Below are 26,272 nucleotides of genomic sequence, written 5' to 3' on the forward strand. Positions count from 1 at the left end.
ATGTCTAAACGCTCTATTGATACCTCTACCAGCTTCTCTACCATCGCTTACGAATCCTTGGAGGACTCTCGTGAAATCGAAACTCTGGAAATCGCAGTATCTGAAGAAAACCCTGCAAAAAAGACGATAACAATATATAAGGAACCCTACTTACCTGATGACAAGTTAGTTGAAGCAGTTAATTTGGCGATCGCCCTTGGTCGCCCCTTACTATTACAAGGCGAACCTGGTTGTGGTAAAACACGGTTAGCCTATGCTGTCGCTTATGCCTTGGGCTTACCTTTGGAAGTCAGTTATATCAAGTCTACCAGTCGTGCTCAGGATTTACTTTACACTTACGATGCTGTCAATCGCCTTTATGATGCTCAGTTAGGGACTGAAGGATCGCGTAGTCGAGACATTCGCAATTATATTCATTTAGGTTCATTGGGAAGAGCGATCGCACGCGCTCAATATGGGCGTCGTTCTGTGGTGCTAATTGATGAAATCGACAAAGCTGATCTCGACTTTCCCAACGATTTGTTATGGGAGTTGGATCGGTTGGAATTTCGCGTTACTGAAGCTCCAGAGATATCTTACACTGTTGGCGACAACCCAGCATTACGTCCAATTGTGTTTGTCACGCACAATGAAGAAAAAGCATTACCAACTGCGTTTCTGCGTCGATGCATTTTTCACTACGTGGAATTTCCCGAAACAGAGGAGGATTTGCAACAGGTTTTAGCAACTCACCAGATTTCTAACCAAGAATTGAGCAAAAAAGCTATCAAAGTTTTGTTAGAACTTCGCAAACTTGATCTTAGCAAGCGACCAGGTTTAAGTGAACTGCTGGACTGGGTGGGTTATTTGGAAGCGGTAAAAACTCCGGTAGAGGAACTTGACAAATTGCCATATTTGGGAGCATTGCTCAAACAAGAGAGCGATCACCAACGCGCAATGGAGGCGTTGGTCAAACAAGAGAGCGATCGCCAACGCGCAATCAGGGAGTATCCCAAGCAGTGAAGCAACCCAAGTTACCCGCGTTTCTCTGGGAGTTATTTCAAAAGCTACGCCGTCGTGGGTTTCCACTCACACCAGATGACTATGAAACGCTGCGACAGTCTTTGCAAGCTGGCTTTGGTTGGTCATCACAAGAAGCGCTGCGAGATCTATGCAATTCCCTCTGGGCAAAGTCGCGCCAAGAACAGGAAATTCTCACTGCGTTGTTTAACCAACTTGCACCAAAAAACGAAGATTGGCAATTGTCTTCTGTGCAAGCGCAAAACAATTCTGATGGGACAGATTCGTCAAAAAAAGAGCAGCATCAAGATGTTCCGGAGGCTCAGAAGCATGACGAGATTGTAACCGAATCTCGTAGCGGCTTACCTCCGATCTTCTTAAAGGATGTGCAACTTTCTGAACGTCGGTTTATCTTCGTACCCCTGTCTTCTGTGCAAGCGGAGAAAGATTTTGATGCCATAGACTTATCAAACAAAGAGCAGCGTCAAGACGTTCCGAAGCCTCAGAAGCATGACGAGATTGTAACCGAATCTCGTAGCGGCTTACCTCCGATCTTCTTAAAGGATGTGCAACTTTCTGAACGTCGGTTTATCTTCGTACCCCTGTCTTCTGTGCAAGCGGAGAAAGATTTTGATGCCATAGACTTATCAAACAAAGAGCAGCGTCAAGACGTTCCGAAGCCTCAGAAGCATGACGAGATTGTAACCGAATCTCGTAGCGGCTTACCTCCGATCTTCTTAAAGGATGTGCAACTTTCTGAACGTCGGTTTATCTTCGTACCCCTGTCTTCTGTGCAAGCGGAGAAAGATTTTGATGCCATAGACTTATCAAACAAAGAGCAGCGTCAAGACGTTCCGAAGCCTCAGAAGCATGACGAGATTGTAACCGAATCTCGTAGCGGCTTACCTCCGATCTTCTTAAAGGATGTGCAACTTTCTGAACGTCGGTTTATCTTCGTACCCCTGTCTTCTGTGCAAGCGGAGAAAGATTTTGATGCCATAGACTTATCAAACAAAGAGCAGCGTCAAGACGTTCCGAAGCCTCAGAAGCATGACGAGATTGTAACCGAATCTCGTAGCGGCTTACCTCCGATCTTCTTAAAGGATGTGCAACTTTTGGAACGTCGGTTTATCTTTGTACCGCAGTTCCCATTAACTTATCGAGAAGTCGCTCAAACTTGGCGGCGCTTACGCCGTCCCGTGCGGGTAGGACCAGCAACAGAACTGGATGTTGAGTCCACAATTATGCGTCGTTGTCAACAGGTATTTGCAGCTTCTGTTGTGTTAAGACCGAGACGCCGCAACGTTGCGCGGTTACTCATGCTTGTGGATCGTCAGGGTTCCATGACTCCTTTCCATCGCTTTTGTGAAGAAGTTTGCAGAGCAATTCAACAAGCAGGGAGATTGGAAGAAACAGCAATTTATTACTTTCACAACGTTCCTGCTGAAGGTGCGGATGAGCAAGTGCTAGAACCTCTGGGAAAAGAACTCTTTCCAGTTCTCGATTCCATTTTGCCTCAGATAACTCCCCTCAAAACAGGTTATCTCTACGAAGATTCTGATTTGCTGTCTCCTATTGCGTTGGAGGAAGTTCTTCAAAAATATGCAGCCGATGCATTCGTGGTGATGATAAGTGATGCTGGTGCTGTGCGTAAATGTTACAATGTTGTGCGTCTGTTAGATACCATCTCTTTTATCAAAGCACTCCGCGCTTACACTTTAAACTATGTTTGGCTCAATCCCCTGCCTAAGTCATATTGGAAGGATAACACCGCAGCCCAGATTGCACGCCATGTGCCGATGTTTCCTTTGAATCGGGAGGGCATTTACCAGGCGGTGAATGTGCTACGCGGACAGCAATATAATTTAGAAAAACCTTTTTAAATATGAACTCGGCTGAATTACCCTTAATTCCCGAAGAACCCCACCCTGCCTTTGACTTACGTCAAAGTCGTCCCTCCCCTTATCAAGGCTACGGTGTACACACATCTCACTTCTCACCTCACCCTCGCTTTACCCTGCGGGTAAATCTTTCCCTCTCCTTACTAAGGAGAGGGATGCCCGATAGCGTAGCGTGCCGTTAGGCATAGGGCAGGGTGAGGTTTTGAGCGCGAAGTTTCGAGTCATGCGATGGGGTGTTTTTAAGACAATGGGCAATTAAATAAACTCAAGATGACTACCAACGTGTCTAAACTTGTAGAGCGGCGTTTGAATGACTTTAAGCGTAGATGTGGTAAGGATGGGGATGCAGCCTTGCAACTAGCGTATCACGCTGCAATACCCGTTGCCTTAAATCCTGAATTGCTGCACTTTCTGCGAATTAACTTCTTTCTCGATCCACCTGAGCAACTTCCTTATACAGTCGAGTTTGAGTTTCTCACTTCTGGGCTGTGTCGTGAAATTGACGCAGAACTGTATGAAATCGAGCCAGAAATTCGCAATGAGTTGTTGCAGGAGTTGATGAAAAGGGAAGATGCAAAACAACGAATTCAAGATGTCGCTACGCTGCTTTGGCAGTATGTGGAATATCATTCACCTTGGGCAGATCGAGTTGAATTAGAACGGGCGCAACAACTGACTGCACTCAATTTTCTAGATCCGGCAAAGGCAAAAGAGTGGTTGGATGAAGCAGAAGCTAATCCTAGTTTAGGGAGAGCGGAGCGGGAATGGTTTATAGCGATGCGACAGGAAATTGAGGAACTTCCTGACATCTCTACCCTATCGACAGAGAAACAAAGTGAGCAAAATGATCTTCCTTCAGAAAAAGGTGTAGACTACACACGGCTGCGAGATTTACTGAAAACAGGAAAGTGGGAAGAAGCTGATAACGAAACTTTCGCTGTCATGCTCAAGGCAGCTGGCAGAAAAAAAGAAGACGGGCAGCTGGATGTCGAATCCATCAAAAATTTTCCCTGCACTGACTTACGCACAATTGACCAACTTTGGGTAAAATACAGCAATGGGCGCTTCGGCTTTAGTGTGCAAAAGCGTATTTGGGAAAGCGTCGGTGGCAAACCAGACGCTAATATAAAAATCTGGGAGAAGTTTAGCAATCGCGTGGGTTGGCGCAAAGGAATGTTTTGGAACAAATTTCGGCTGCGCTACTCCATGTCTAATATGCGCAGTAGTGTAACTTTGCTATGGAACCAAGAATGGCTGTCATACTCGGAATTAACCTTCTCCACAAATGCCCCCCGGGGACATCTCCCATTGACATTTGCAATCGGAGTGCAGTCTTTTATGGGATTTGAAAGAAAGTATATTCAGTATGGTGGGGAGTATCTCTCGGCGCGAGGACGCTACGCCACCTGCATACGCCTCTTCTCTCGCGTCCAGACTTGTAAACTGTAACATATAAGGCTTACACAAAATTGTAAAGATTCGCAAACAAGTGATTTCCCACGAAGTATTGCGGTTTCTACGTTTGCGTTACCTGGCACTGCATCCGAATAGAGTCTTCTTCTTGTACTTGTAGTACCATGCTGGCAAATTGTGGGTTATAACAATTCGCGAAAATAAACTTGTACGCTACTTCTTCTATTTCTTGGTTCGTTGCTTCCCAGTCATCCCAAAATGAAACCTAAATTCACGATTATTGCAATAGGTGGTGATGTGATAGTAGAATCCAGCTTAAAAGTTTCGCTGAGAACGAAGCATCAATACACCTCATCATGAGAGCCAATATCGATTAAAACAATCATCTCTTCATCCGCATCAGGATTTGGCTCAAATGTATAGATAATGCGGCAATCATACTCAACCCAACACGCCCACAAACCATCTAAATCACCTTTCAATTTATGTGATTTTAAAGCAGGTGCGAATGGGTCAGTCGTAAGTAATTCCAAAACCTCGAAAATTGTTTCTTCCAAACGAGGATTTTTACGAACAACTCGCTTAAAAGCACGCTTGAAGCTATTATCCCAAATTAGTACTCTCATTCCTCACTCAGCAAATCAGCTCGTAGGTTAGCAAGAGTACCACGTTTTGCTATACCTGTTCTCATTGCTTCCAGTGTTTGTGCTGCATTGCTGGCGATTTCTTGACGCCGTTTTTCAACTCGCCGTTTATAAATGAGTTCCAGTAGTAAATCTTGCTCTTCGGTTGAAAGAGCCTCTACATATTCAATGACTGTCTGTAAGGATGCAGGCTTGCTCATCAGCAATGTTTATAGGTTTTGATAATTTTATCTTCCTTTATTTTATAGCAGTTCTCAACTGGGTGTAATATAGATTGTTTGTAGGCAAATTGTAGCAAAACAAAGTAAAGTTTTGAATAATTAGTTACTATGCCAGAAATGTCAGACACCGAGTCACAACCTGAAAGCGAAAAATTCGATGTCTTCCTCGCACACAACAGTGCAGACAAACCCGAAGTGAGAGCCATTGCTAATCAACTCAAGGCGCGAGAGATTAAAGTATGGCTCGATGAAGAACAAATTCCACCAGGAAGATCATTTCAAGACGAAATCCAAAAAGCAATTCCACTTGTTCAATCCGCCGCCATCTTTATAGGTTTGAAAGGATTAGGAAAATGGCAGACAATGGAAGTGCGATCGCTAACAAGAATGTGTGTTGAGAAACATATTCCTTTGATTCCTGTTCTCCTTCCTGGCGTGAGTCAATTTCCAGAAAAATTAGTCTTTTTAAAAGAGTATATACGGGTATAATTTTCTAAAAGTACTGATGATGCTCAAGCGTTGAAGAATTTGGTGTGGGGAATTACTGGAAGTCAATCATCAGCACAACAAAAGCCAACTGAACTGTGGTTCAATGGTGATCGCTTGCAGCAGTTCCACAAAGCACTCCTGAGTGCATTTCCTACGACTGCAAAACTCAAGCAGATGGTTCGCTTCAAATTAGATGAGAACTTGGAGGCGATCGCAGGAGGTGCAAACCACTCAGAAGTTGTATCCAACCTGATAGAATGGGCTGATGCTGAAGGGCGACTGGAAGAGCTATTAACTGCTGCTCGTAAAGACAATCCTGGTAACCCAGCTTTGAAGAGATTTGATGAACAAATGCGTGGTGGTTAGCGATCGCCTAATTTTTCAGTACTATGCGCCACTACCTCTTTTTCTTGGCGTCCTTGGCGTCTTGGCGGTTTATTTAATTCGGTATTCTACCTTATGGGAACGCCTAGCGGCGAACGGGCGGTTTAGGAGTAATCAACCAGACTTAATATTATTTCCGCCTCTTTCCTGCCTAATAACGATTATCATTATTATATGACTATACCCAAAATTACTGTTGTCGCAGGTTCAGCAGGCGCAGGAAAAACCACTTGGATTACTCAACAAATAGCTTGTAGTGATGTCACTACGAGTCATGTATTGTATTTCAGTCCTGGAGTTGGGAATGTTCCCATCGATCAAACCCGCCTGAAAAGCGAATATCCTACTGTTAAAGTCTTTAAAGATGGAGAAGAAGTTGAGTTTCTCAGACACTTACCCTCAGCAGACGCTGTTTATATCGAACTGGGATTTTATTTAGAACTGAATGCCGTAGCACCAATATTGGATAATTTATCGTACCGTGCAATCGCCATCTTGCCACCACATCTCCAAGACTCTGAGTATCATGCTTGGGCAGATAAAATTATACTAGGAGCAACGACAAATAGTAGTATGACCACTACCCAGTTATGGCGTGTTCCTACAACTGGTGAGGTTATCGATGAAGATAGTTTGGAGGACTTTTGGTATGAAATCACTCACGCTGCTTACGGACAGGTGAGCCGTGCTAAGGGAATTTTTGATGTTGGGGATGGGCGATCGCTTTATGCTGATTTCGCTGCAGGCGTTCCATCAACCGATTTTCTAGAATTAGACTTACCCCGCCACTTGGAAAATAGACCCCAACGTTTCAGTGGGATAGAAGTGTCAGGAGAAAACTTAGACGAAACAGCGATCGGGCAAACTTTAGAAGACTGCTGTTTGTCAGACGCTGCAATTTGGCAATACCAACAACAGGTAAAACAAGTTCTACTTGAGGAGATAGAAGCGTGAAAATAGCGGTCATGTCATGTATTCATAGCAATTATGAAGCCTTGGACGCTGTCTTGCTGGATATTGACAAGCACTCATGCGAAAAAATTTATTGTCTTGGTGATTTGGTAGGATATGGTCCTTATCCTAATGAAGTGGTAGCGCAAATTCGTTCTTTAGATATTCCTACCGTCGCTGGTTGTTGGGATGAGGATATTGTCGAAGCATTGAATTCTTGCGAGTGCAGTTTTCCTTCCCTTTTGGCTGAAAAGCGGGGAAAAATCGCTCACGAGTGGACAAACAAGGAAATTCTTCCAGAGAACCGCCAATTTCTCGCCCAATTACCCGATACTTTCCGTGAAGGAAACATAGCGTTTGTTCACGGTAGTCCCCACAGCAACCACGAGTATTTGTTACCAGAACTCGACGCTTTTGTGGCACTAGAGCGCGTACTTTCGACAGATAGTGATGTGTTATTTTGTGGTCATACTCATGTGCCTTATGTCCGTACTCTGGATGCAGGAAGTTTACAGGTACGTACTAAAGGTGAGAATGGACAAGAAGAGGAAAGGCACTTTACAGCACCGCTGAAAAAGATTGTCAATGTGGGTTCGGTGGGAGAACCTCGACATGGAAGACCTCATGCAACTTATGTTATTTACGACACTGACACTCAAGAAGTCACGCTACGGGAAGTACCCTACGATTATCAGAAAACTGTAAGGGGGATTATTGAAAAGGGTTTACCTGCTATTTTTGCTTGGCGTTTAGCGCAGGGAATGGAGTTTGCAGAACGTGCGGATGATCCAAGCCATGTGTGTACGAGGTAAAACAGTGAACAGTGAACAGGCTGCTGATGACTGATAACTGATAACTGATAACTGAATAACCGTTGACAAATGACCAATAACTAATAATGAATAACCAATGACTAAATGGGCAATTTTAAGTGGAATTGAAGGAAATTTGGCGGCTTATGAAGCGGTGATGGCAGATATTAAGCGTCAGAGTCGTTTTGTGCAGGCATTATATATTCTCGGTGATTTGGTGGGATCAACGAAAGAATCTGAAGAACTGGTGGAAAGAGTGCGTAATCCCCGAGTTGGTGAATTGGAACCGCTTGTGTGTAAGGGATGGTGGGAAGAACAGTGTTTGATTTTGCATGGTGTTGGTGCGACTGGGGAACCGACGGAGTTAATGGCGAGGTATGGGGGAGAAACGGTTAAATTACTGTGGGATAGTGTGTCCCGTCAGACAGTACAATGGTTACGAAACCTTGATTTTGGTTTTTTTGAGTTGGATTGTTTGTTAATTCATGGTACGACAGTATCTGTTAGTGAAGAACTGACACTTTTAACTCCACCCATTCAAATGTTGGATAGGTTGTCGCGGATGCAAGCGAATAACCTATTTTGTGGTCGTTCTGGTTTGACTTTTCAATATCAACTAGAAGCAGGTTCTATCACCACACAAGTTACAACCCTCGATAGTCAAACTTCTCCCACAACTATCAACGTTTCGTCGCGTCAAGTGGTTGGGGTGGGGAATGTGGGACGCACTCCTGGGGAAGCAACCTATACCCTCTATAGCCCAAACACAAACCAAGTCGAATTCCGGACTGTCCGCTACGGGGAAAAAAAGGGTTTTGGAGTCAATAAGAAGGGGTATAAGGGTGTAGGGGTATAAGGGTGTAGGGGTGTAAGGGTGTAGGGGACATGGGGGCGCTTGACACCAAGATGATTTTAGAACAGCCTTACAGATATGCTTACTCTTCGGTGGTTCTACCAGAAAGCAAAAAAAGCTGTTTGAAAACGATTATCATTATTTAGCAGAACAATTATTATTCACTCCCATGTCATCAGAAAATCCTTCTTCTAATCACACAGCACCTACAGCTACAACCCTGATTCATCGCCCCCGTCGCCTACGTCGCACTGCAACTTTACGTCGCATGGTGCAAGAAACAACGCTGACTGTCGATGACCTCATTTATCCCATGTTTGTCATGGAAGGTGAGGAACAGAAAATGGAAATTAGCTCCATGCCTGGGTGTTATCGATATACTTTAGATTTACTATTAGAAGAAATAGCAGAGGTGTGGCGACTAGGGGTAGGAGGTGTTGCACTCTTCCCTGTCATACCAGAAGTAAAAAAAGATGACGTGGGTAGTGAAAGCTACAACCCTGAAGGATTGGTACAGCGAACTGTCAAGGCAATTAAAGAAGCTGTGCCAGGTATCCTAGTAATTACCGATATTGCTCTTGACCCTTTTACGACTCATGGTCACGATGGTATCGTAGATGAAAACGGGGTTATTCTCAATGACCCCACAGTCGAAGTCTTGGTGAAAATGGCACTTTCACAAGCAGCTGCAGGTTCAGATATGGTCGCACCTTCTGACATGATGGATGGTAGGGTAGGGGCTATTCGTAAAGCGCTGGATTCGGAAGGATACATAGATGTGCGGATTTTGGCATACTCTGCAAAATACGCCTCTGCATATTATGGTCCATTTCGGGATGCGTTGGATTCTGCACCAAAATTTGGGGATAAGAAGACTTATCAGATGGACGGTGCAAATGCTAGAGAAGCTATCAAAGAAGTAGCGCTAGATATTGCCGAAGGTGCAGACATCGTGATGGTCAAGCCTGCTTTAGCATATTTAGATATTATCCGCCAAGTCAAAGATTACACGCAATTACCTGTAGCCGCTTATAACGTTAGTGGTGAGTATGCCATGATTAAAGCTGCTGCTCAAATGGGCTGGATTGATGAGAAAAGAGTCATTTTAGAGACTTTGACTAGTATGAAACGGGCGGGTGCTGATTTGATTTTGACTTACTTTGCCAAAGAAGTTGCGTTGATATTGGTTAACAGGAGAGCGTTTTTGTTTTAGTAGCAACCAGCCATACCACACTCAGCGGCTGTTGTATCCTCCCCGCGAGTTTGGGGAGAATATTTTTTTGATTGTTAGTTATAGGACTTATATCAAATCCGGGTAAATGCACATGGTATAAAAAACGCATAAACATTATAAATTAAGGGTGAAGGTTTGTGGGAACTGCGTGCAATCAACAGGATTTGATATTACGCACAAGTTACGAAAAAACAAGAGTGTGAGATTGCTTCCTTACGTCGCAACGACACAACTACGTTATTTTTGCGTAAGTCCTGAGTTATAAAGAAGATAATTTTTAAAAAGTCAAAGATCCTTTCTCTTGAAGTATTAGCTTTTTCCCTTGATAAACTTCCAAAATGCCGTCTGTTGTCACCCGATAAACATATTCGTTATTGCGGAACTGATAACCGAGGAATCGAGCTGGTGTGATACCATCTGCACCAGTTGTGTGGATTGTTTTGCCAGTCAGACTAATCGATTTACCTGTTTTTAAATCCTTTCCAAAGTATGTAACATTGTTGCAAGTTACATTTCCTTCTGGACAGTTTCTAGTAATTGTGACTTTGAAATTTTTCGTTTTTAAAGTTTCAGCATGCGCTGCTTGAGTCCACAAAGTAGCAACTGGTAACAAAGCAAGTAATGCAGCATATTTTTTGAAGTTTAACATTTTAGGTTTTCCGTAAATAAATTTAGTAGTTGTTTGATAGATACACGTTGATTGAGCCAATTCCGAAAAAAAGATGCTCTCAAGACAATAAAAATGTTAAAAGCCCAATCACAATGACTGGGCTTTCTGTATAGGCTTTAGATAGTTGAGAACTCTCTCAAAGAAAACTTGCTAGTCAACAGCAACCATAACGTCTGATGATTTGATGATCGCGTATGCTTCTTTTCCTTCTTCCAGTTGAAGCTTCTGGGCTGAACCCTTGGTAATAATTGCTACTACTTCAACTCCTGGCGCTACCTCTAGCGTTACCTCAGTGTTAACAGAACCTTCCACAACTTCTTTGACAGTCCCTTTGAGCGCGTTACGAGCACTGACTTGCATCTTTCAATATCCCCTGTATCGTTTTGATTGACTCATCATAGCACTATAGCACTATCATCTAGAATGAAAATATTAAGTGCTTAAATGACTATTATTTACTTAAAAAGAACTATAAAACACAGTATATTTTCGGTTTTTTTCTCACGGCTTACTGGGTTATGTCCGAAAAACTTTTGTTGTGGTTCATTGCATCAAAATCAGCCTTAAAGGGTCTAAACGAACATACCAAGGCATTGGTTGGTCTTTGAGAGTTGCCCATTTCTCCTTAAACACCTCCGCTTGCACGTGGTAATCATTGTTGTTGGTAGATGGGTGATGGAGTTTGAGAAACAGCGTCATTCGGTGTGGAGTTTCACTCGTTCTTACCAGCCAGCAAGGAAAGGTATTTTCCTGATTCGGTTCGTCTGTAAACATGATTTGATGAGCACGAATTCCAACATTGGACAAAGCATCTGGGATAGGTTCAATGACATTCAGGGTACAACCCCAATCATTTGCTTGCACTTGTCCTGATGTGATGGGAACAGCACTTGAAAAGTTTTTACATCCTGTTAATTGGGCAACACCAACAGTAGCGGGGTGTTCAAAAATATCGTGTTTAGTCCCGTAATGAACTGCTTTTCCTTTCTCTAGAACTAGCAAATGAGGACAAATCCGATATGCTTCTTCCATGTTGTGGGTGACAAATAAACTCACGCCCTCATAATTCGCTAATGTTCCTACCATTTGCTGTTCCAGTTGGCTACGCAGGTGCGTATCTAATGCAGAAAATGGCTCATCTAATAATAGTGCTTCTGGTTGACTTGCTAAAGCTCTTGCTAATGCGACTCTTTGCTGCTGTCCTCCCGAAAGTTGATGCGGGTAACGCTGTGAATATCCTTCCAACTGCACTGCGATGAGTTGAGTTTCAACAAGTTGTCGAATAGCTGTGGCAGAAAGTCCTTTGGGTAAGCCAAAGACAATATTCTGTCCTACAGTCATGTGTGGGAAGAGAGCGTAATTTTGGACTAAAAAACCAATACGGCGATCACGCGGTGGCAAATTTATTCCCCGTTGCGAGTCAAACAACACCCGCCCATTAAGCACAATTCGACCAGAACTTGGTGTTTCTATCCCAGCGATGCAACGCAAAATCATGCTCTTACCAGCCCCAGATCCTCCCAATAATCCCAAGGGTTGCTTATCTCCACTGAAACAGACTTTCAAGCTGAAACCAGAAAGCTGTTTTTCGATATCAACAAATAGCCCAGAAGAAAAGGAGGGGGATGAGAGAGTGAGGGAGTGAGGGAGTGAGGGAGATAGTGATTTTGAATTGATTTGTCCTCTCCTCTTTCCCCGAGTTTCCTGCCAATAGTTAACAGCTATAATCCCAGACAGAGAAATACCCATGATAGCTAAAGCCCAAAACCAAGCTTCGTTTATTGCGCCCCCTTCCACAGCAAAATAAATTGCCATTGGGATTGTCTGAGTTTGCCCTGGGATATTCCCTGCTAACATCAAAGTTGCACCAAATTCACCCAAAGCCCGAGCAAAAGCCAAGGTTGTCGCGGCTAAAATCCCTGGTACTGCTAGAGGTAAACTTATTCGCCAAAATATTGTAGATTCCTTTGCGCCCAGGGTTCTTGCAACTCGCAGAAGATTGCTGTCGATTTGCTCAAAAGCTCCCAAGGCGGTTTTATACATTAATGGGAAGGCGACTATGGTGGCGGCGATCGCCGCACCATACCAAGTAAAAACAATACTAAAGCCCAAAGGCTCCATAAGTTTGCCCACTGGACCATTTTTACCAAATAGCAGCAGTAACAAAAAGCCAACAACCGTAGGAGGTAAAATCAAAGGAGCAACAAAGATACCCTCAATCAAAGCTTTGCCTTTCCCTCGATATCCCAGCATCCAGTAAGCAGCAGCAATCCCAAGAAAGAAGGTAATAAATGTCGCAAGTAAAGAAGTTTTTAGGGATATCCACAACGGAGAAAGGTCAAAGGGCATAAGTCACCTGGAGTCAACAAGTGTGAAAGAAATTTAAAGGATAAAATCTGGTTCTCTCGGACACATCTGCTTGCTTATTTTTGGCGAAGTTAGAAGTATAAATTTTTTTATCCTTTATTTTTTGTCATTCTCTAATACCAACTTAATAGAAAAAGTTGGTATTGAACAATATGTACAACAAAATAGTTTTAAGGGACACCCTAAAAGCAAACACGTCAACTATTGATTGTTAAAAAGCTTTCTGAAACTGATATTATAGCAAGCGCCAGGTTGGTTAGGACGCTAAGCTCAGAATATGCTCCATCGCTGCCCCCAAGGTAAGGAAGTCCTCTAGTTGCTTGCGGATGGGACTTTTGAGCCAAGACCAGCACCGTTCAATCTTGTTCAAGTCAGGAGAGTAAGGTGGCAAGTACCAAACCTCAGAACCAGCAGTCTGCACTAATTGCTCAATACGTCCACCCTTGTGAAAAGTGGCGTTGTCGATCACCAGCTTCTGCCCTGGTTTGAATGTTGGAATCAGGCATGTTTCTAACCAGGTTTCAAAAACCTGGCGGTTGCAAGCCCCCTCAATTGTGAATGGGGCAAGCAACTGCTTAGCACACAACGCCGCAATCATATTAACTCGCCCCGTTCTCCGACCCGATTTGAGATCATAGAACCGTTTTCCTTGGGGACTGTAGCCGTAACCATAGTCCTCCGGCTGATCCATGCCAGCTTCGTCGGCATACACAATTAACTCAGGCTCAACTGCGGCTAGCTGTTTGAGGAACTTCCGCCGTTTGTCCTCATCCCGTTCACGGTAGCCATAAGTCTTTTTTTTCGCGTGAATCCGATTTTTTTCAACCCTCGTCAGATGGTGCGTTCGCTAATGTCCTTCTCCCACAGTTGAGCCATTTGCGCCTGAGTTTTGTCTGCGTGGGTTTCCACGAAGACTCCAAACTTCTCCGAGTCGGTGATTTTGTGACCACTACCCTTATGCACTCTGACTTTGGCATTAAACTCACCCGTTTCCTGACGACGTTGGAACCATGTATTGATGGTATTGCCACTGATGTTGAAGAATTCACTCGCTCAAGAGCGCTTCATTCCATTTAGTTCAATCGCCTCGATCACTTTTCGTCGCAGGTCATAACTGTAAGGGTTTGCCATAGGAATGCCCAAACTAATCACTTCTTTATCTATCCTACGTCCTGACTGAGGTGGCGACTGCTATAATTGTCCAGTAGGAACATCTTCTAAACTTTTGAGCTTACAAAACAATGCCTCTAATGTTGAGCTATCTATGATCCAAATTTGGGAAAATTTGGTTAAGTGTTTGTTTTCTATTTGTGATTTTACCCCCCGCATGACCAAATTTTGAACCATAGCGTGACTAAAAGTTAACGTAATTTCAAGCTTTTGAGCCAATCAACAACCTAAGATTATGAATCAAATTATGTCCGCGTGTTTTAAATGTGAACCATAATGCGACTAAAAGTTTTATTTTTGGATTTGGTAAAAAATGCAGAGCAAGACACACTAAAATCAATCGAAAATTTTCAACTTTCAGTCAAAATATGATTCAAAACGTCCACAATATGGTTCAAAAATATGTTTCGCCAAAAATTGAGTGATCAAGCCTTAAGCGTAGCTCTGCCGCAGGCAATCGCATCTCTACTCAGTTTTAAAAGCTCTGTTCGCCGCCTGCATACAAATGAACTATAAAAGCCTTGTTGCTTGCCGTACTTGATTTTTGATGTTTTTTAACTCAACTTATAATTTTGAACTATATGTTGTCTTAAGTGATTTTGAAGCACTAGAGTGACCGTTTGGACAAAATATGGTTCAAGTCACACTATTTTCTGCACATTCTGTTTGCCTACTTCTAACCTGACAATACCTTGTGCTCATCCGCTTCTTTTATCAATCGGCCATCTTCCATGTGGATGATGCGGTCAGCAATATTAAGAATCCGGTTATCGTGGGTGACAAGCAAAATGGTACATCCCTGCTCCTTAGCTAAACGCTGCATTATTTTTACGACATCCTGACCAGATTTTTTATCAAGGGACGCAGTCGGTTCATCTGCGAGGACGATTTTGGGATGACTAGCTAAGGCACGAGCGATCGCAACCCGTTGTTTTTGTCCTCCAGAGAGATTGTCTGCATAATAATGGATGCGATCGCCCAAACCAACGGCGTTGAGAATGTCGGCTGCCAGCTCATCCATATCCTGCTCTAGGTACTTATCATGCAGTTCCAAAGACATTCGTACATTTTGTTTCGCTGTTAGGAAGGTCAGCAAGTTGTGCGCCTGGAAAATGTAGCCAATCTGCCGCCGCACTTGCATTACATGCTGCTTACTAGCACCACACATCTGGTTTCCCAGAATTGTTATACTGCCGAACTGAGCAGACCTCAATCCACCTACTAGTGCCAGTAAGGTGGTTTTACCAGAACCAGATGGTCCAGTCATAATCACAATCTCCCCAGAATAAATGTCGAGATTGATATCGAATAATACCTGCTTACGGAGTTCTTCTCGACCAAAGTAGTGATTGAGATGGCAAACTGAAATTACAGGTTTCATGGTTGGAGCTTGATTGAAAGTCGATTGAGACATTGCAGTTTGTGAGGTCAAATATGTCAGAAAATGTCCGCTGGATCGGCTTGCTGTAACTTCCGCATGGCGATCGCTCCTGCTCCAATACACATGACGATGGTTAACATCAACACCGTTGTTGCGCGACTTAGTTTCATCGCGATCGGTAAAAGCGTTGCGGACTTAAAAAGGGCGTAAAGTCCATTAGAGAGCAAAAACCCTGGCACAAAGCCCAAAGCTGCTAACACAAGAGCCTCTTGAATGATAACTCCGATGAAATACGCATCACTATAGCCCATTGCCTTCAACGTTGCATATTCTGACAAATGATCGGAAACATCGGTGTAGAGAATTTGATAGACAACTACCGCTCCGACCAAGAACCCAATTGCTACGCCAAGGTTAAAGGTAGGACCGATGGCAGAACCTGTATTCCAATATGCAAGCTCACGAGCGGTGAATTCATCAAGGGTTAGCACCAGCAAATTATCCGGCAGGATTGCTTGCAAAGAAGCTTGTACTCGCTCAACCGATGCTTTTGATTCTACTTTAACGATACCTACATCAATTTCATGAGCTTGACGCTGGCTAAAGAGCCGCAAAAAGGTAGAATCACTGGTGATGAGATTGGCCTCAGCAGAAAAAGAGATACCGAGCGTAAATAATCCAACAATTTTAATTTCATAATCATTTGCCTGAACCGAAAGCGGATTCTGTTTTTTCAGCAAGGTAGGAACATCCCCAATTAGAGGAAGTGCGGAGGCTCGGTCAAACAAAGCTCGATTTAGTAACTTAAGTTGATCCAAGTGTTGATTCACTTCCGGCAAGTCGAATGCTGGGCGATTTGGATTAATCCCGTAGACGAAGATTTGGCGACTGGTTTGGTTTTCAGGATTTCGCCATGTTGCCTGACCAATATACAGCGAGCTAACGGACGCTACACCGTCGATGCCTGCTGCCTGATAAAGATTGTCTCTTGAGAAACTTTTGACCGATTGCAGGTTGTCAGACAGTTTATTGACTAAAAACAAATCCCCTTGAAGTGTGCTATAAGGACTAACTTGTGAATCAAACAGTGCATCCCTCACTCCAAGTTGGAAAAACATCAGAAAATCAGCAAAGCTAATTCCTGCTATGGCGACTAGCAGACGCGCCTTTTGGCGACTGATTTGCAACCAGGCTAACGGCGTTTTGCGGAATAATTTACGAAACATGAATTCCTCGATTTTGGAGTCTCTATTGACTATTGGTCGATGGCGCAGTCGGTTGAATGGCGACCTGCACTTGCAAGTTAGTTAAATGAGCAACCCGTTGGCTATTTTCTCGATTGAGTTGAATCCTCACTTGAATCACCCTGCGATCAAGATTTTCTCCAGCTTTACCGCTAGTGACTTCCTGTTGAATCACTTGTAGCCCAATTAAGCGAACAGTTCCATGTACCTGACCGGGAAATGATTCGCTCGTGATAACGGCTTGTTGACCTAAACGAATTTTACTAATGTCAGTCTGATAGACTTCTGTCACTACCTGCATATCGTCAGTTTGTCCCAAATCAGCAATGCCTTTTACGCCAACGACTTCTCCTGGTTTGGCGTAAATGTCGAGAATGCGACCTGCCATCGGTGCGCGAATGTACGCCTGGGCCAAGTCAGCTTTAGCCTTGTTGACAGATGCTTTGTCCTTATCTACCTCTGCTTGGGCTGAAAGTACATCAACCGGACGCACCTCAGCAATCTTGTTTAAAGTGTCTTTAGCTTGTCTAATCTGCTGCTTTATTGTTTCTACACTCTGGTTTTGCTTAGCTTTAGCTTCGTTAAGCTGTGAGAGCGCTGTTTCTCTTGCAAGCTGTTTTTGATCTCGATCTAAAGCAGCGGTGGCTCCTTGTTTGTAAAGCGACAAATAGCGATTGTAGTTAGAATTTGCATTTCTAACCTCAGCTTGCCAACGAGCAATGGTGGATTGTTGAGTTGCAATTTCGCCTTTTAACTGCTCCTGAAGGCGAACAATTTCAGCTTTCTGAGCTGCAATCTCTCCAGATTTTGCACCAGCTTTCACCTTAGCCAGATCTATTTGTGATATTTTAACCTGTGCTTGCGCTTGAAGCAAGGCATTTTGCAAACGATTTTGTGCATCCATAATCGCAATCACCTGACCTGCTTTAACGCGATCGCCTCGTTGCACCAGTAGTTTGGTAACGCTGTCATTGCTTAAAGTAGCAGGTACAGATACTTTAATAACTTCCTTTTCTGGTTCGAGTCGTCCTAGAGCAGTAATTTTCCTCTCTGGCGGAGTAGCTTTTGCGACTGGTTCTGGTGTGCTAGTTTGTCTTGATTGGGAAATACCGTAGAAAACAATTGTGCCTGTGATGGCAGTGGCAGCTATAATCAGGGCAAGCGTCCATTGACCTGAACGCTTTGATAATGCTTGAAGCTTCATCTTGAGTCCTGTGTGCAACGATTGATAGCTATTCTACATGACCGCAGATATCCAGCTAGCCCAATCTTGAGGCTTTAAGAAAGTTTCATACAAATCAGCTTCCGGCGTGTTAGGTTCAGGTTTATAGCCGTATTCCCAACGCACTAGAGGTGGTAGCGACATTAAAATTGACTCTGTGCGTCCATTGGTTTGAAGACCGAAGATTGTGCCACGGTCATAAACCAGGTTGAATTCAACGTAACGCCCTCGGCGATACAACTGAAAGTTCCGTTCGCGATCGCCATACTCCATCAACTTTCGTTGCTCTACAATCGGCACGTATGCCGGCAAAAATGCTCGTCCACAATCGCTCACAAAAGCGAATACTTCAGACCAACTACGCGGCGCTAGAGTACCCACCAGGTTACTATAGACAGCAGCTGCACCTTCTGGATGCGGACCCCGATACAGCTGACCTTGACCACCTTGATAGTCAAAAAAAATACCACCTACTCCACGCATTTCCTGGCGGTGTTTGAGATAAAAATACTCGTCGCACCAAGGCTTAAACACAGAGTAATACTCTGTAGAGTGAGCGTCACAAGCTCGCTTAAGTGTGGAATGGAAATGAACGACATCACAGGCAAAAGGATAGTAAGGTGTTAAATCTATACCGCCGCCAAACCACCAAACCGGTCCCGCTTCAAAGTAGCGGTAATTGAGATGGACAGTTGGCACGTAAGGATTGCGAGGATGCAACACCATTGAAGTGCCTGTGGCGTAAAATTTATGTCCAGATGCTTCTGGGCGTTGTGCCAGAATTGAGGGGGGCAGATGAGAACCCCAAACTTCGGAAAAGTTGACCCCAGCTTGTTCAAATATGGCACCGTCACGCATGACGCGCGATCGCCCTCCACCCCCTTCAGCACGTTCCCATGCATCTTCCACAAATGTGCCTACTGCATCTATTTGTTGCAATCCTTCACAGATTTCGTCTTGTAACTGTCGCATGAACTGGCTAACTCTAACCTTTGCATCAATTGGGGGTAATTTGGATTGAGTTGCTTGAGGAGTCGAAGCAGTCGTTATCATCTCAACTTAATCTCCAAAAAAGGTGAATATCTGAGAAATAGGACGGGCGAGACGCTTATGCCACAAAAATTTCAGGCATTGCAAAGCTCAACCGCCAAGCTTAGCTATCCAACGGGCAGCATCTTTGGCATGATACGTGAGAATCAAGTCAGCGCCAGCCCGTTTCAAACCAGTCAATGTTTCCATCACCACTTGCTGTTCGTCAATCCAACCATTAAGTGCCGCAGCTTTAATCATGGAATATTCGCCAGAGACGTTGTAGGCAGCAACTGGTAGGTTGGTTGCTTGTTTGACACGCAAGATAACATCCATATAAGCCAGGGCTGGCTTGACCATTAACATATCTGCTCCTTCAGCAGCATCAAGTTGAATTTCTTTAATGGCTTCACGGGCATTACCTGGGTCCATTTGGTAAGTGCGGCGATCGCCAAACTGCGGTGTCGATTCAGCAGCATCACGAAAAGGACCATAGTAAGACGAAGCATACTTAGCAGCATACGACAGAATTGGTATATCTTGGTAGCCAGCTTCATCCAACCCCATCCGAATCGCCTGGACAAACCCATCCATCATTCCTGAAGGAGCAATGATATCTGCACCGGCTTTGGCTTGAGAAACCGCTGTTTTCTTGAGTAACTCCAACGTTGGGTCATTCAAGACGCGCCCGGTCAAGTCACCCAATTCCAAATAGCCGCAGTGTCCGTGACTGGTGTATTCACACAGACATGTATCAGCTATGACAATTAAATCTGGTACTGCCTGCTTCACTGCAGTAGCAGCTTTCTGCACAATACCGCAGTCGTGCCATGCACTGGTTGCTTCTAAATCTTTATCTTCAGGAATGCCAAACAGGATAATAGCAGGAATACCGAGGTCGTAGACTTCCTTAGCTTCTTCCACGATTTTGTCTACCGACAACTGGTAGACTCCAGGCATAGATTTCACTTCGTTGGCAATTGCCTTACCAGGTACAGCAAAGAGGGGGTAAATTAAATCACTGGTTGATAAAACAGTTTCACTTACCATTCGACGCAGTTGCGGATGGCTTCTAAGACGACGAGGGCGATGAAGTGGAAACATAGTATTGATTAAAGGGAAAAAACCATTAAAGAGGGATGCCTGTGCTATTAAGCACAGAATTTATTTGAATTTTCGTTGAAAAACCGGAATGAAATGTTTTAGTTTCGTTGGACTGTCTGAAAAATTTCTGACAAAATTTCTTGGGCTCCCTGTTGCCGTAATTTCTGAGCCAGTTGGATACCTAGTTGTTCTGCTCTTACTGTAGCACCCTTGACAGTATCTTTCACCATACGTTGACCATCAACACTGGCTACTATTCCCGTCAACATGAGCGTATTTCCGTCCAAGTGAGTGGTGACACCAATTGGTACTTGGCAACCGCCTTCTAGTTCTCGTAAGAAGGCACGCTCGGCAAGAGCGCGATCGCGAGTTGGTACGTGTTCGATCGCTTTGAGTAGTGACAGTACTTCTAAGTCATCAGCACGACATTCTATCCCCAAGGCTCCTTGTCCTACAGCATAAAGGGAAAGTTCAGTAGGCAGGACTTGATGAATGCGCGCCCCCATTCCCAATCGCTCTAACCCTGCTACTGCTAGAATTAAAGCATCGTACTCTCCATCATCTAGCCTTGCCATGCGGGTGTTCAAGTTTCCGCGCACATCTTTAAAAGTGAAGTGGGGGAAGTGATGCCGCAACTGGGCAAGTCGTCGCAGGGAAGATGTCCCGATGACTGCACCTTCTGGCAGCGTATCAATTTGCTTATCGAGGTGTTTTTTATGTACCACCAGAGCATCTGCTGGGTTCTCCCGTTCTGTGACTGCTGCCAACACTAAGCCCTCTGGCAAGCGAGTTGGTAGATCCTTGAGGGAGTGAACGGCAAAGTCAATTTCTTGGGATAGCATTCCCAATTCGAGTTCTTTGGTGAATAGTCCCTTATCACCAATTTTGGCTAATGCCACATCCAGAATTTTGTCGCCTTGGGTGGACATGGTGTGGACTTCAAAAGTGAGATTGGGAAAGCGTTTCTGGAGTTGTTCTTGTACCCAGTAAGTCTGAATTAGAGCGAGTTGACTTTTACGAGAACCAATGCGAATAGTGCGGTTCGGACTCTTAATTGTGGGTGAAGCAAGGTGAGATTGGGTCATTTTATTTACAGTTATTTAACAAGTAGTTAGACTGTTTTACAGTTTCAAAAAAGAAAGCAACATTTTCTTCTGGAGTGTTCTGTAAAACTCCGTGACCTAGATTGAAGATATGTCCTTGGTTTCCGGCTTTGCGAACAGTGTCAAGGATCCGCGAGCGGATAAACTCTTGGGAACCAAATAACGCACACGGGTCTAAATTTCCTTGTACTCCTATACTGGCTCCGAGTCGCTGCCGTGCCACTGCCATATCAACAGTCCAGTCCACGCTAACGATATCTACGCCAGATTGTGCCATTAGCTCTAGTATCCCTGCACTGCCGTTAATGTACAGGATTAAAGGCGTGTTTGGATGCGTTGCTTTGACCTGTTCTACGACCCTTTGCTGGTAGGGCAAAGCAAAAATTTTGAAATCTTCGGGAGTAAGTTGCCCTGCCCAAGAATCAAATAGTTGTACAATTTGCGCGCCGGAATCAATTTGGTAGCGGACGTAGATGGCGATCGCATCTGCTAGTTTCCCTAAAAATTGATGTAGCATCGCTGGCTGTGAGAAAGCCATACTTTTAATGATGGCATAGTCTTTCGAGCTTTTACCTTCGATGGCATAGGCAGCTAGTGTCCAAGGAGCGCCGACAAAACCCAAAACAGTAGCTTGATCGTCAACTTCTTTACGTAGCGTCGTCAGGATTTGACGAACAAATGACAAAGAGGCTTCAGGATCGAGGGGAGTGAGAGCATCAATTTGCGCCTGAGTTCGGATTGGGTTCTCAAATATCGGACCTTTACTTTCGATAATATCAAACGGAATACCAATACCAGGTAACGGGGTGAGAATATCTGAGAACATAATCACACCGTCGGGTTTGAAGGCGTGGAAAGGTTGCAAAGAAATTTCCACGGCTAAGTCAGGGTTCTCAGAGCGCTCCCGAAAAGAGGGATACTTCTGGCGCAAATCTCGATAGACTTTCATGTAGCGACCAGCTTGGCGCATCATCCATACTGGAGGGCGCTCCAGTACTTCACCTCGAGCTGCTTGTAGTAACCTGTAATTCTTCATACATTTCTCCATGATATTTAAGAGGCTTTACTTGTATCAGATATTTCGTGAAATGGTATAACCCGATTACTCTGCTGAAGTTGAGCAGTAGAGATTTCACTGTGGATAAGGTCGATTAAATAACGCCCATAACTGCTTTTAGACAATGGTTTAGCAAGTCGATAGAGTTGTTCTGCATCAATATATCCCTGGCGGTAAGCAATTTCTTCGATACAAGCAATTTTGAAGCCCTGTCGTTGTTCTAAGGTTTGAATAAAGCTAGAAGCTTGATGAAGAGATTCATGAGTACCTGTATCTAACCAAGCGTAGCCTCGACCCAAAAGCTCAGCTTTTAATTGTCCTCTACGGAGATAAATTTGGTTTAAATCGGTAATTTCTAGTTCATTACGATTTGAAGGTCTTAGTCCAATGGCAATTTCACAAACTTGAGAATCGTAGAAATAAATACCAGGCACAGCATAGTTAGACTTAGGAATGCTCGGCTTTTCCTCTAAACACACCACCTCCCCTGTGACGTCAAATTCAACGATTCCGTAGTTTTGAGGTTCAGCTACCCGATAACCGAAAATTAATGCACCCTCACGCAACTGAGCCGCACGAGTCAGTACCTCAATTAGACCATTACCGTAGAAAAGGTTATCGCCCAAAATTAGGCATACTGGATCGCTACCGATAAAATCTTGACCTAAAATGAATACCTGTGCTACGCCTTCAGGTCTCGGTTGTTCTAGATAGCTAAACTTAAGACCCCACTGGCTACCATCGTGTAGAAGTTGCCGGAACAGTGGTAAATGTGCAGGCGTAGAGATAATTAGGATATCACGAATTCCAGCCAGCATGAGAGTGGATAGGGGATAGTAGATCATTGGTTTATCGTAGACAGGCATCATCTGTTTGCTGACTACTTGCGTGAGAGGGTACAATCGTGTACCGGAACCACCAGCTAGAATTATGCCCTTCATAGTTAATTCTTCCTTGGCGATCGCGCTGTTATTCTATCTCCATAATTCTGCTGAATCCAGCGTGCGTATGCGTCTGATTGAACTTGTTCTACCCAAGTTGGATTACTTAGATACCACTGAATTGTTTTCAATAAACCACTATCAAAGTCCTCTTTTGGCTGCCAGCCGAAATCTCTACTGATTTTGCTGCAATCAATTGCATAGCGTCGGTCATGACCTGGGCGGTCTTTGACAAAAGTCATTAGAGAGGAGTGGCGGAAGTTGGGTTTGGGCGCTAACTCATCGAGAATTGCACAAATTTTCTCAACAACTGTCAGGTTTGTCTGCTCGTTGTTGCCACCAATATTATAAGTTTCTCCAATCCGACTGGATTGTAAAATTAGATAAAGAGCTTCGCAGTGATCCGCTACATATAACCAGTCTCGAATATTCTTTCCATCACCGTAGATTGGTAGAGGTTTACCATGCAGAGCATTGAGAATCATCAGGGGAATCAGTTTTTCGGGGAACTGGCGTGGACCGTAGTTATTTGAGCAGTTGGTTATTAAAGTGGGAAGACCGTAGGTGTGAAAGTAAGCTCGTACAAGATGGTCAGACCCTGCTTTTGATGCAGCATAGGGACTGTTAGGAGCATAGGGAGTATCTTCGCGAAAGGCTGGATCTGTAGGACTTAGTGAACCATACACTTCATCAGTAGATACGTGTAAGAAACGGAATTGCTCTCGCTTTTGCGGAGATAATTTTTCCCAGTAGATTTTGCTTGCTTCTAAAAGTTGGAATGTTCCTACTATGTTTGTTTGAATAAAATCTTCAGGACTAAGGATTGAGCGATCAACATGGGTGTGGGCTGTAAAGTTAATAATTGCCTTTGGTTGGTACTGCTCTAGCAAATTACGCAATAGCTCGACATTACCAATGTCTCCACAGACAAAATGATATCGTGGATCATCCTGCAATTGAGCTAAAGTTTGAGGATTGCTGGCATAAGTTAGCTTGTCCAGATTAATAATGTTAGCCCACCCTTCTTTTGTCGCCTTCAAAATGAAGTTAGAACCGATAAAACCAACTCCACCAGTTACTAAAAATGTCTGCATCGTGCTCCATTCTAATTGACTAGGAAATTTCTGCAAATTACAAATTGTATTCAAAAGCTTATATTTATGATGCGACCATTTTTTCTTCCGTCAAGAAATCGACTTTGTTGTGATGAATAGTTACTTCTTCCTGTAAAACTTTGATCGCTCTCATGACATCTTCATCGGTCATATGGGGGCTTATTGGTAGGCTCAGAACATCTTTAGCTATTTGCTCTGTAATAGAAAAACTACCTAAATGTGGTTGATCTACGTATGCATCAGATAAGTGGGGTGGCACAGGATAATGAATTGAAGTGCCAATTCCCAAATCTTTCAAGTGCTTTTCTAAAGCATAACGTTTTGGATGACGCACTACAAACAAGTGCCATACTGGCTCTACCCAGGTAGGAACAAAAGGTAGGGTTAAATCTGTTAAGCAGGAGAGTTTTTCAAGATACTGCTTAGCTACGCGATCGCGGCGAGCATTCCACTCATCAAGCTTAGTTAGCTTCACCCTTAAGAAGGCTGCCTGTAGTTCATCCAGTCGGCTATTAAAGCCTTTAATTTCATTGAAGTATTTAACACGAGAACCATAGTTTCTGAGCAAACGAATTTTATTTGCCAAGTCACAATCATTAGTCGTGACTGCCCCAGCGTCACCTAATGCTCCCAAATTCTTACCTGGGTAAAAGCTGAACCCAGCTGCATCTCCTAAACCACCCACACGTCGCCCTTTATAGCGTGCTCCGTGAGCCTGAGCAGCATCTTCAATCACCTTTAGCTTATGATGTTTTGCAATCTTGTTAATCAGATCTATGTTAGCTGGCTGACCGTAGAGATGAACTGCTAGAATCGCCTTTGTATTTGGTGTAATTGCTGCTTCGATTTGCTCCGGATTTATGTTATACGTTTTCTCATCTGGCTCAACCGGAACGGGTATAGCTCCCGCATAAGTAACTGCTAGCCAAGTAGCAATATAAGTATTAGCTGGCACAATAACTTCATCCCCCGAACCAATCTCCATAGCGCGCAGAATTAGATGCAGGGCTTCTAGCCCGTTACCAACTCCGACACAATACTGAGTTCCACAGTATGTAGCAAATTCTGTTTCAAACGCCTCCACTTCTTGCCCAAGAATATACCAACCAGACTCCATAACTCGTCTGTAAGCTGCATCTAGCTCCTGCTGAAGTTCAAGGTAAGGTGCTTTTAAATTCAAAAACGGCACTTGCATCTTTACTCTCCAATGGCTTTGATGAAATCTTCATAGTTGCGATAATAGTCAGACTCATCGTAAAAATGTGATGCCAGAGCCATGCACACCGAACCCGAGGAAAAATTCTCAATTTCACGCCATACCATAGGGGATATGTAAAGACCATAATAAGCACGATTTAAATGATATTTTGTCCTTTCATAACCATTGTCTATCACCACATCAAAACTACCAGACATAGCAACTAGAACTTGGTGTAGTGCTTTATGAGCATGACCCGCTCGTTCTGCACCGCCTGGTACATCATAAAGATAGTAAACTCGTTTGAGTTCAAAAGGGATGTGTTTGTTGTTCTCAATAAATGTTAAATTTCCTCGGTGGTCATTAATCTTAGGAAGTTCAATTATTTGACATTGTTCAACGCTCATCTTACCACAACGATCAACAATCTTAGGAAGTTCAATTATTTGAGATTTTTCAACACGCATCTTACCACTTTGGTCGGTAATCTTGGGAAGTTGTTCAATAATTTGGTATTGTTTAGTTAGTTTTTTTGCTACATACATTGTCACAATAATTCTCCTTTAGTTGAAGGCAACTTTATCCGTTGCTTTGATCGCTTCTTTCCTCGTCATCTGTTAAACGACGGAATAGACCATCCTCCGACTTGGGTGAGGTAGTGCTGCTAACAAATACTGTACTAGGCGCTAGGCTTGCTTCAAAGGGTTTGTCATCGGTTGTGCCTGGTGTCACAAAAGCACTTGAACCGATGAACATTTAACTTTTTGGAA

At 43.8% G+C, this 26,272-nt stretch carries 27 protein-coding genes and 1 pseudogene; 10 read left to right on the forward strand and 18 right to left on the reverse strand.

Annotated features, from left to right (window positions below):
- The 4 genes from DP114_RS05005 (at position 1) to DP114_RS05020 (ending at position 4,349) form a co-directional block, all read left to right on the forward strand.
- Positions 1-1,002 (forward strand): AAA family ATPase, encoded by a 1,002-nt coding sequence (locus DP114_RS05005; RefSeq protein WP_171975601.1) that lies wholly within the window; start codon positions 1-3, stop codon positions 1,000-1,002.
- Positions 999-2,882: a hypothetical protein gene (locus DP114_RS34275; RefSeq protein WP_216669968.1), complete on the forward strand. Its 1,884-nt coding sequence runs from the start codon at positions 999-1,001 to the stop codon at positions 2,880-2,882. The genes DP114_RS05005 and DP114_RS34275 overlap by 4 nt, the downstream gene beginning before the upstream one ends.
- A 2-nt stretch (positions 2,883-2,884) precedes the next feature.
- A complete protein-coding gene (locus tag DP114_RS05015) occupies positions 2,885-3,082 on the forward strand; it encodes a hypothetical protein (RefSeq protein WP_171975602.1) in 198 nt (65 codons plus the stop codon).
- A gap of 88 nt (positions 3,083-3,170) precedes the next feature.
- A complete protein-coding gene (locus DP114_RS05020) occupies positions 3,171-4,349 on the forward strand; it encodes a GUN4 domain-containing protein (RefSeq protein WP_246163058.1) in 1,179 nt (392 codons plus the stop codon).
- 305 nt (positions 4,350-4,654) lie between these two features.
- On the opposite strand, the gene DP114_RS05025 is transcribed toward DP114_RS05020, so the two are convergent.
- Both DP114_RS05025 and DP114_RS05030 read right to left on the reverse strand, forming a co-directional pair.
- On the reverse strand, positions 4,655-4,939 hold the full coding sequence (locus tag DP114_RS05025; protein WP_169156749.1) for a type II toxin-antitoxin system RelE/ParE family toxin: 285 nt from the start codon (positions 4,937-4,939) through the stop codon (positions 4,655-4,657).
- Positions 4,936-5,157 carry a hypothetical protein gene (locus tag DP114_RS05030; protein ID WP_169267240.1) on the reverse strand — a complete coding sequence of 74 codons (222 nt, stop codon included), beginning with the start codon at positions 5,155-5,157 and terminating at the stop codon, positions 4,936-4,938. Before DP114_RS05030 ends, DP114_RS05025 begins: the two co-directional genes overlap by 4 nt.
- A gap of 129 nt (positions 5,158-5,286) precedes the next feature.
- Here DP114_RS05030 and DP114_RS34710 point away from each other — a divergent pair, with 129 nt between their 5' ends.
- The 6 genes from DP114_RS34710 (at position 5,287) to hemB (DP114_RS05060) (ending at position 9,880) form a co-directional block, all read left to right on the forward strand.
- The gene (locus DP114_RS34710) at positions 5,287-5,667 is read left to right on the forward strand and encodes a toll/interleukin-1 receptor domain-containing protein (protein WP_246163059.1); all 381 of its coding nucleotides are present in this window, start codon (positions 5,287-5,289) and stop codon (positions 5,665-5,667) included.
- Between the two features lie 30 nt (positions 5,668-5,697).
- Positions 5,698-6,033, forward strand: coding sequence for an effector-associated domain EAD1-containing protein (locus DP114_RS34715; protein ID WP_171975603.1), 336 nt, complete (start codon positions 5,698-5,700; stop codon positions 6,031-6,033).
- 192 nt (positions 6,034-6,225) lie between these two features.
- Entirely contained in the window at positions 6,226-7,005 is a 780-nt protein-coding gene (locus DP114_RS05045) for a CobW C-terminal domain-containing protein (protein ID WP_171975604.1), read from the forward strand.
- On the forward strand, positions 7,002-7,814 hold the full coding sequence (locus DP114_RS05050) for a metallophosphoesterase family protein (RefSeq protein ID WP_171975605.1): 813 nt from the start codon (positions 7,002-7,004) through the stop codon (positions 7,812-7,814). The genes DP114_RS05045 and DP114_RS05050 overlap by 4 nt, the downstream gene beginning before the upstream one ends.
- A 97-nt stretch (positions 7,815-7,911) precedes the next feature.
- On the forward strand, positions 7,912-8,670 hold the full coding sequence (locus DP114_RS05055; protein WP_169267243.1) for a metallophosphatase: 759 nt from the start codon (positions 7,912-7,914) through the stop codon (positions 8,668-8,670).
- Between the two features lie 166 nt (positions 8,671-8,836).
- A complete protein-coding gene (gene hemB, locus DP114_RS05060; RefSeq protein WP_171975606.1) occupies positions 8,837-9,880 on the forward strand; it encodes a porphobilinogen synthase in 1,044 nt (347 codons plus the stop codon).
- 298 nt (positions 9,881-10,178) lie between these two features.
- On the opposite strand, the gene DP114_RS05065 is transcribed toward hemB (DP114_RS05060), so the two are convergent.
- The 16 genes and pseudogenes from DP114_RS05065 to DP114_RS05140 form a co-directional block, all read right to left on the reverse strand.
- Positions 10,179-10,550, reverse strand: a complete 372-nt coding sequence (locus tag DP114_RS05065; protein WP_171975607.1) for a hypothetical protein — start codon at positions 10,548-10,550, stop codon at positions 10,179-10,181.
- Between the two features lie 171 nt (positions 10,551-10,721).
- Entirely contained in the window at positions 10,722-10,931 is a 210-nt protein-coding gene (locus DP114_RS05070; protein ID WP_169267246.1) for a TOBE domain-containing protein, read from the reverse strand.
- Positions 10,932-11,114: 183 nt separating this feature from the next.
- On the reverse strand, positions 11,115-12,920 hold the full coding sequence (modB, locus tag DP114_RS05075; protein WP_169267247.1) for a molybdate ABC transporter permease subunit: 1,806 nt from the start codon (positions 12,918-12,920) through the stop codon (positions 11,115-11,117).
- A gap of 274 nt (positions 12,921-13,194) precedes the next feature.
- Positions 13,195-14,069, reverse strand: a pseudogene (locus DP114_RS05080) (IS630 family transposase).
- Between the two features lie 715 nt (positions 14,070-14,784).
- Positions 14,785-15,489: a DevA family ABC transporter ATP-binding protein gene (locus tag DP114_RS05085; protein ID WP_171975608.1), complete on the reverse strand. Its 705-nt coding sequence runs from the start codon at positions 15,487-15,489 to the stop codon at positions 14,785-14,787.
- A 56-nt stretch (positions 15,490-15,545) separates the two neighbouring features.
- Complete coding sequence (devC, locus tag DP114_RS05090; protein WP_171975609.1) at positions 15,546-16,715, reverse strand: ABC transporter permease DevC; 1,170 nt, start codon at positions 16,713-16,715, stop codon at positions 15,546-15,548.
- Positions 16,716-16,737: 22 nt separating this feature from the next.
- A complete protein-coding gene (locus DP114_RS05095) occupies positions 16,738-17,937 on the reverse strand; it encodes an HlyD family efflux transporter periplasmic adaptor subunit (RefSeq protein WP_171975610.1) in 1,200 nt (399 codons plus the stop codon).
- 33 nt (positions 17,938-17,970) lie between these two features.
- The gene (hemF, locus tag DP114_RS05100) at positions 17,971-19,008 is read right to left on the reverse strand and encodes an oxygen-dependent coproporphyrinogen oxidase (RefSeq protein WP_171975611.1); all 1,038 of its coding nucleotides are present in this window, start codon (positions 19,006-19,008) and stop codon (positions 17,971-17,973) included.
- Positions 19,009-19,095: 87 nt separating this feature from the next.
- Positions 19,096-20,088, reverse strand: a complete 993-nt coding sequence (hemB, locus tag DP114_RS05105; RefSeq protein WP_171975612.1) for a porphobilinogen synthase — start codon at positions 20,086-20,088, stop codon at positions 19,096-19,098.
- Positions 20,089-20,186: 98 nt separating this feature from the next.
- Positions 20,187-21,173, reverse strand: a complete 987-nt coding sequence (gene hemC / locus DP114_RS05110) for a hydroxymethylbilane synthase (protein ID WP_171975613.1) — start codon at positions 21,171-21,173, stop codon at positions 20,187-20,189.
- Position 21,174: 1 nt separating this feature from the next.
- Positions 21,175-22,227: a uroporphyrinogen decarboxylase gene (gene hemE / locus DP114_RS05115; RefSeq protein ID WP_246163060.1), complete on the reverse strand. Its 1,053-nt coding sequence runs from the start codon at positions 22,225-22,227 to the stop codon at positions 21,175-21,177.
- 17 nt (positions 22,228-22,244) lie between these two features.
- Complete coding sequence (rfbA, locus tag DP114_RS05120; protein ID WP_169267254.1) at positions 22,245-23,189, reverse strand: glucose-1-phosphate thymidylyltransferase RfbA; 945 nt, start codon at positions 23,187-23,189, stop codon at positions 22,245-22,247.
- Between the two features lie 2 nt (positions 23,190-23,191).
- A complete protein-coding gene (rfbB, locus tag DP114_RS05125) occupies positions 23,192-24,283 on the reverse strand; it encodes a dTDP-glucose 4,6-dehydratase (protein ID WP_169267263.1) in 1,092 nt (363 codons plus the stop codon).
- A 64-nt stretch (positions 24,284-24,347) separates the two neighbouring features.
- A complete protein-coding gene (locus DP114_RS05130; protein ID WP_171975615.1) occupies positions 24,348-25,499 on the reverse strand; it encodes a DegT/DnrJ/EryC1/StrS family aminotransferase in 1,152 nt (383 codons plus the stop codon).
- 2 nt (positions 25,500-25,501) lie between these two features.
- A complete protein-coding gene (locus tag DP114_RS05135; protein WP_246163255.1) occupies positions 25,502-26,047 on the reverse strand; it encodes a sugar 3,4-ketoisomerase in 546 nt (181 codons plus the stop codon).
- A 34-nt stretch (positions 26,048-26,081) separates the two neighbouring features.
- Positions 26,082-26,258: a hypothetical protein gene (locus DP114_RS05140; protein ID WP_171975616.1), complete on the reverse strand. Its 177-nt coding sequence runs from the start codon at positions 26,256-26,258 to the stop codon at positions 26,082-26,084.
- Positions 26,259-26,272 lie beyond the last annotated feature (14 nt).

The organism is Brasilonema sennae CENA114, assembly GCF_006968745.1.
Taxonomy (GTDB): Bacteria; Cyanobacteriota; Cyanobacteriia; order Cyanobacteriales; family Nostocaceae; genus Brasilonema; species Brasilonema sennae.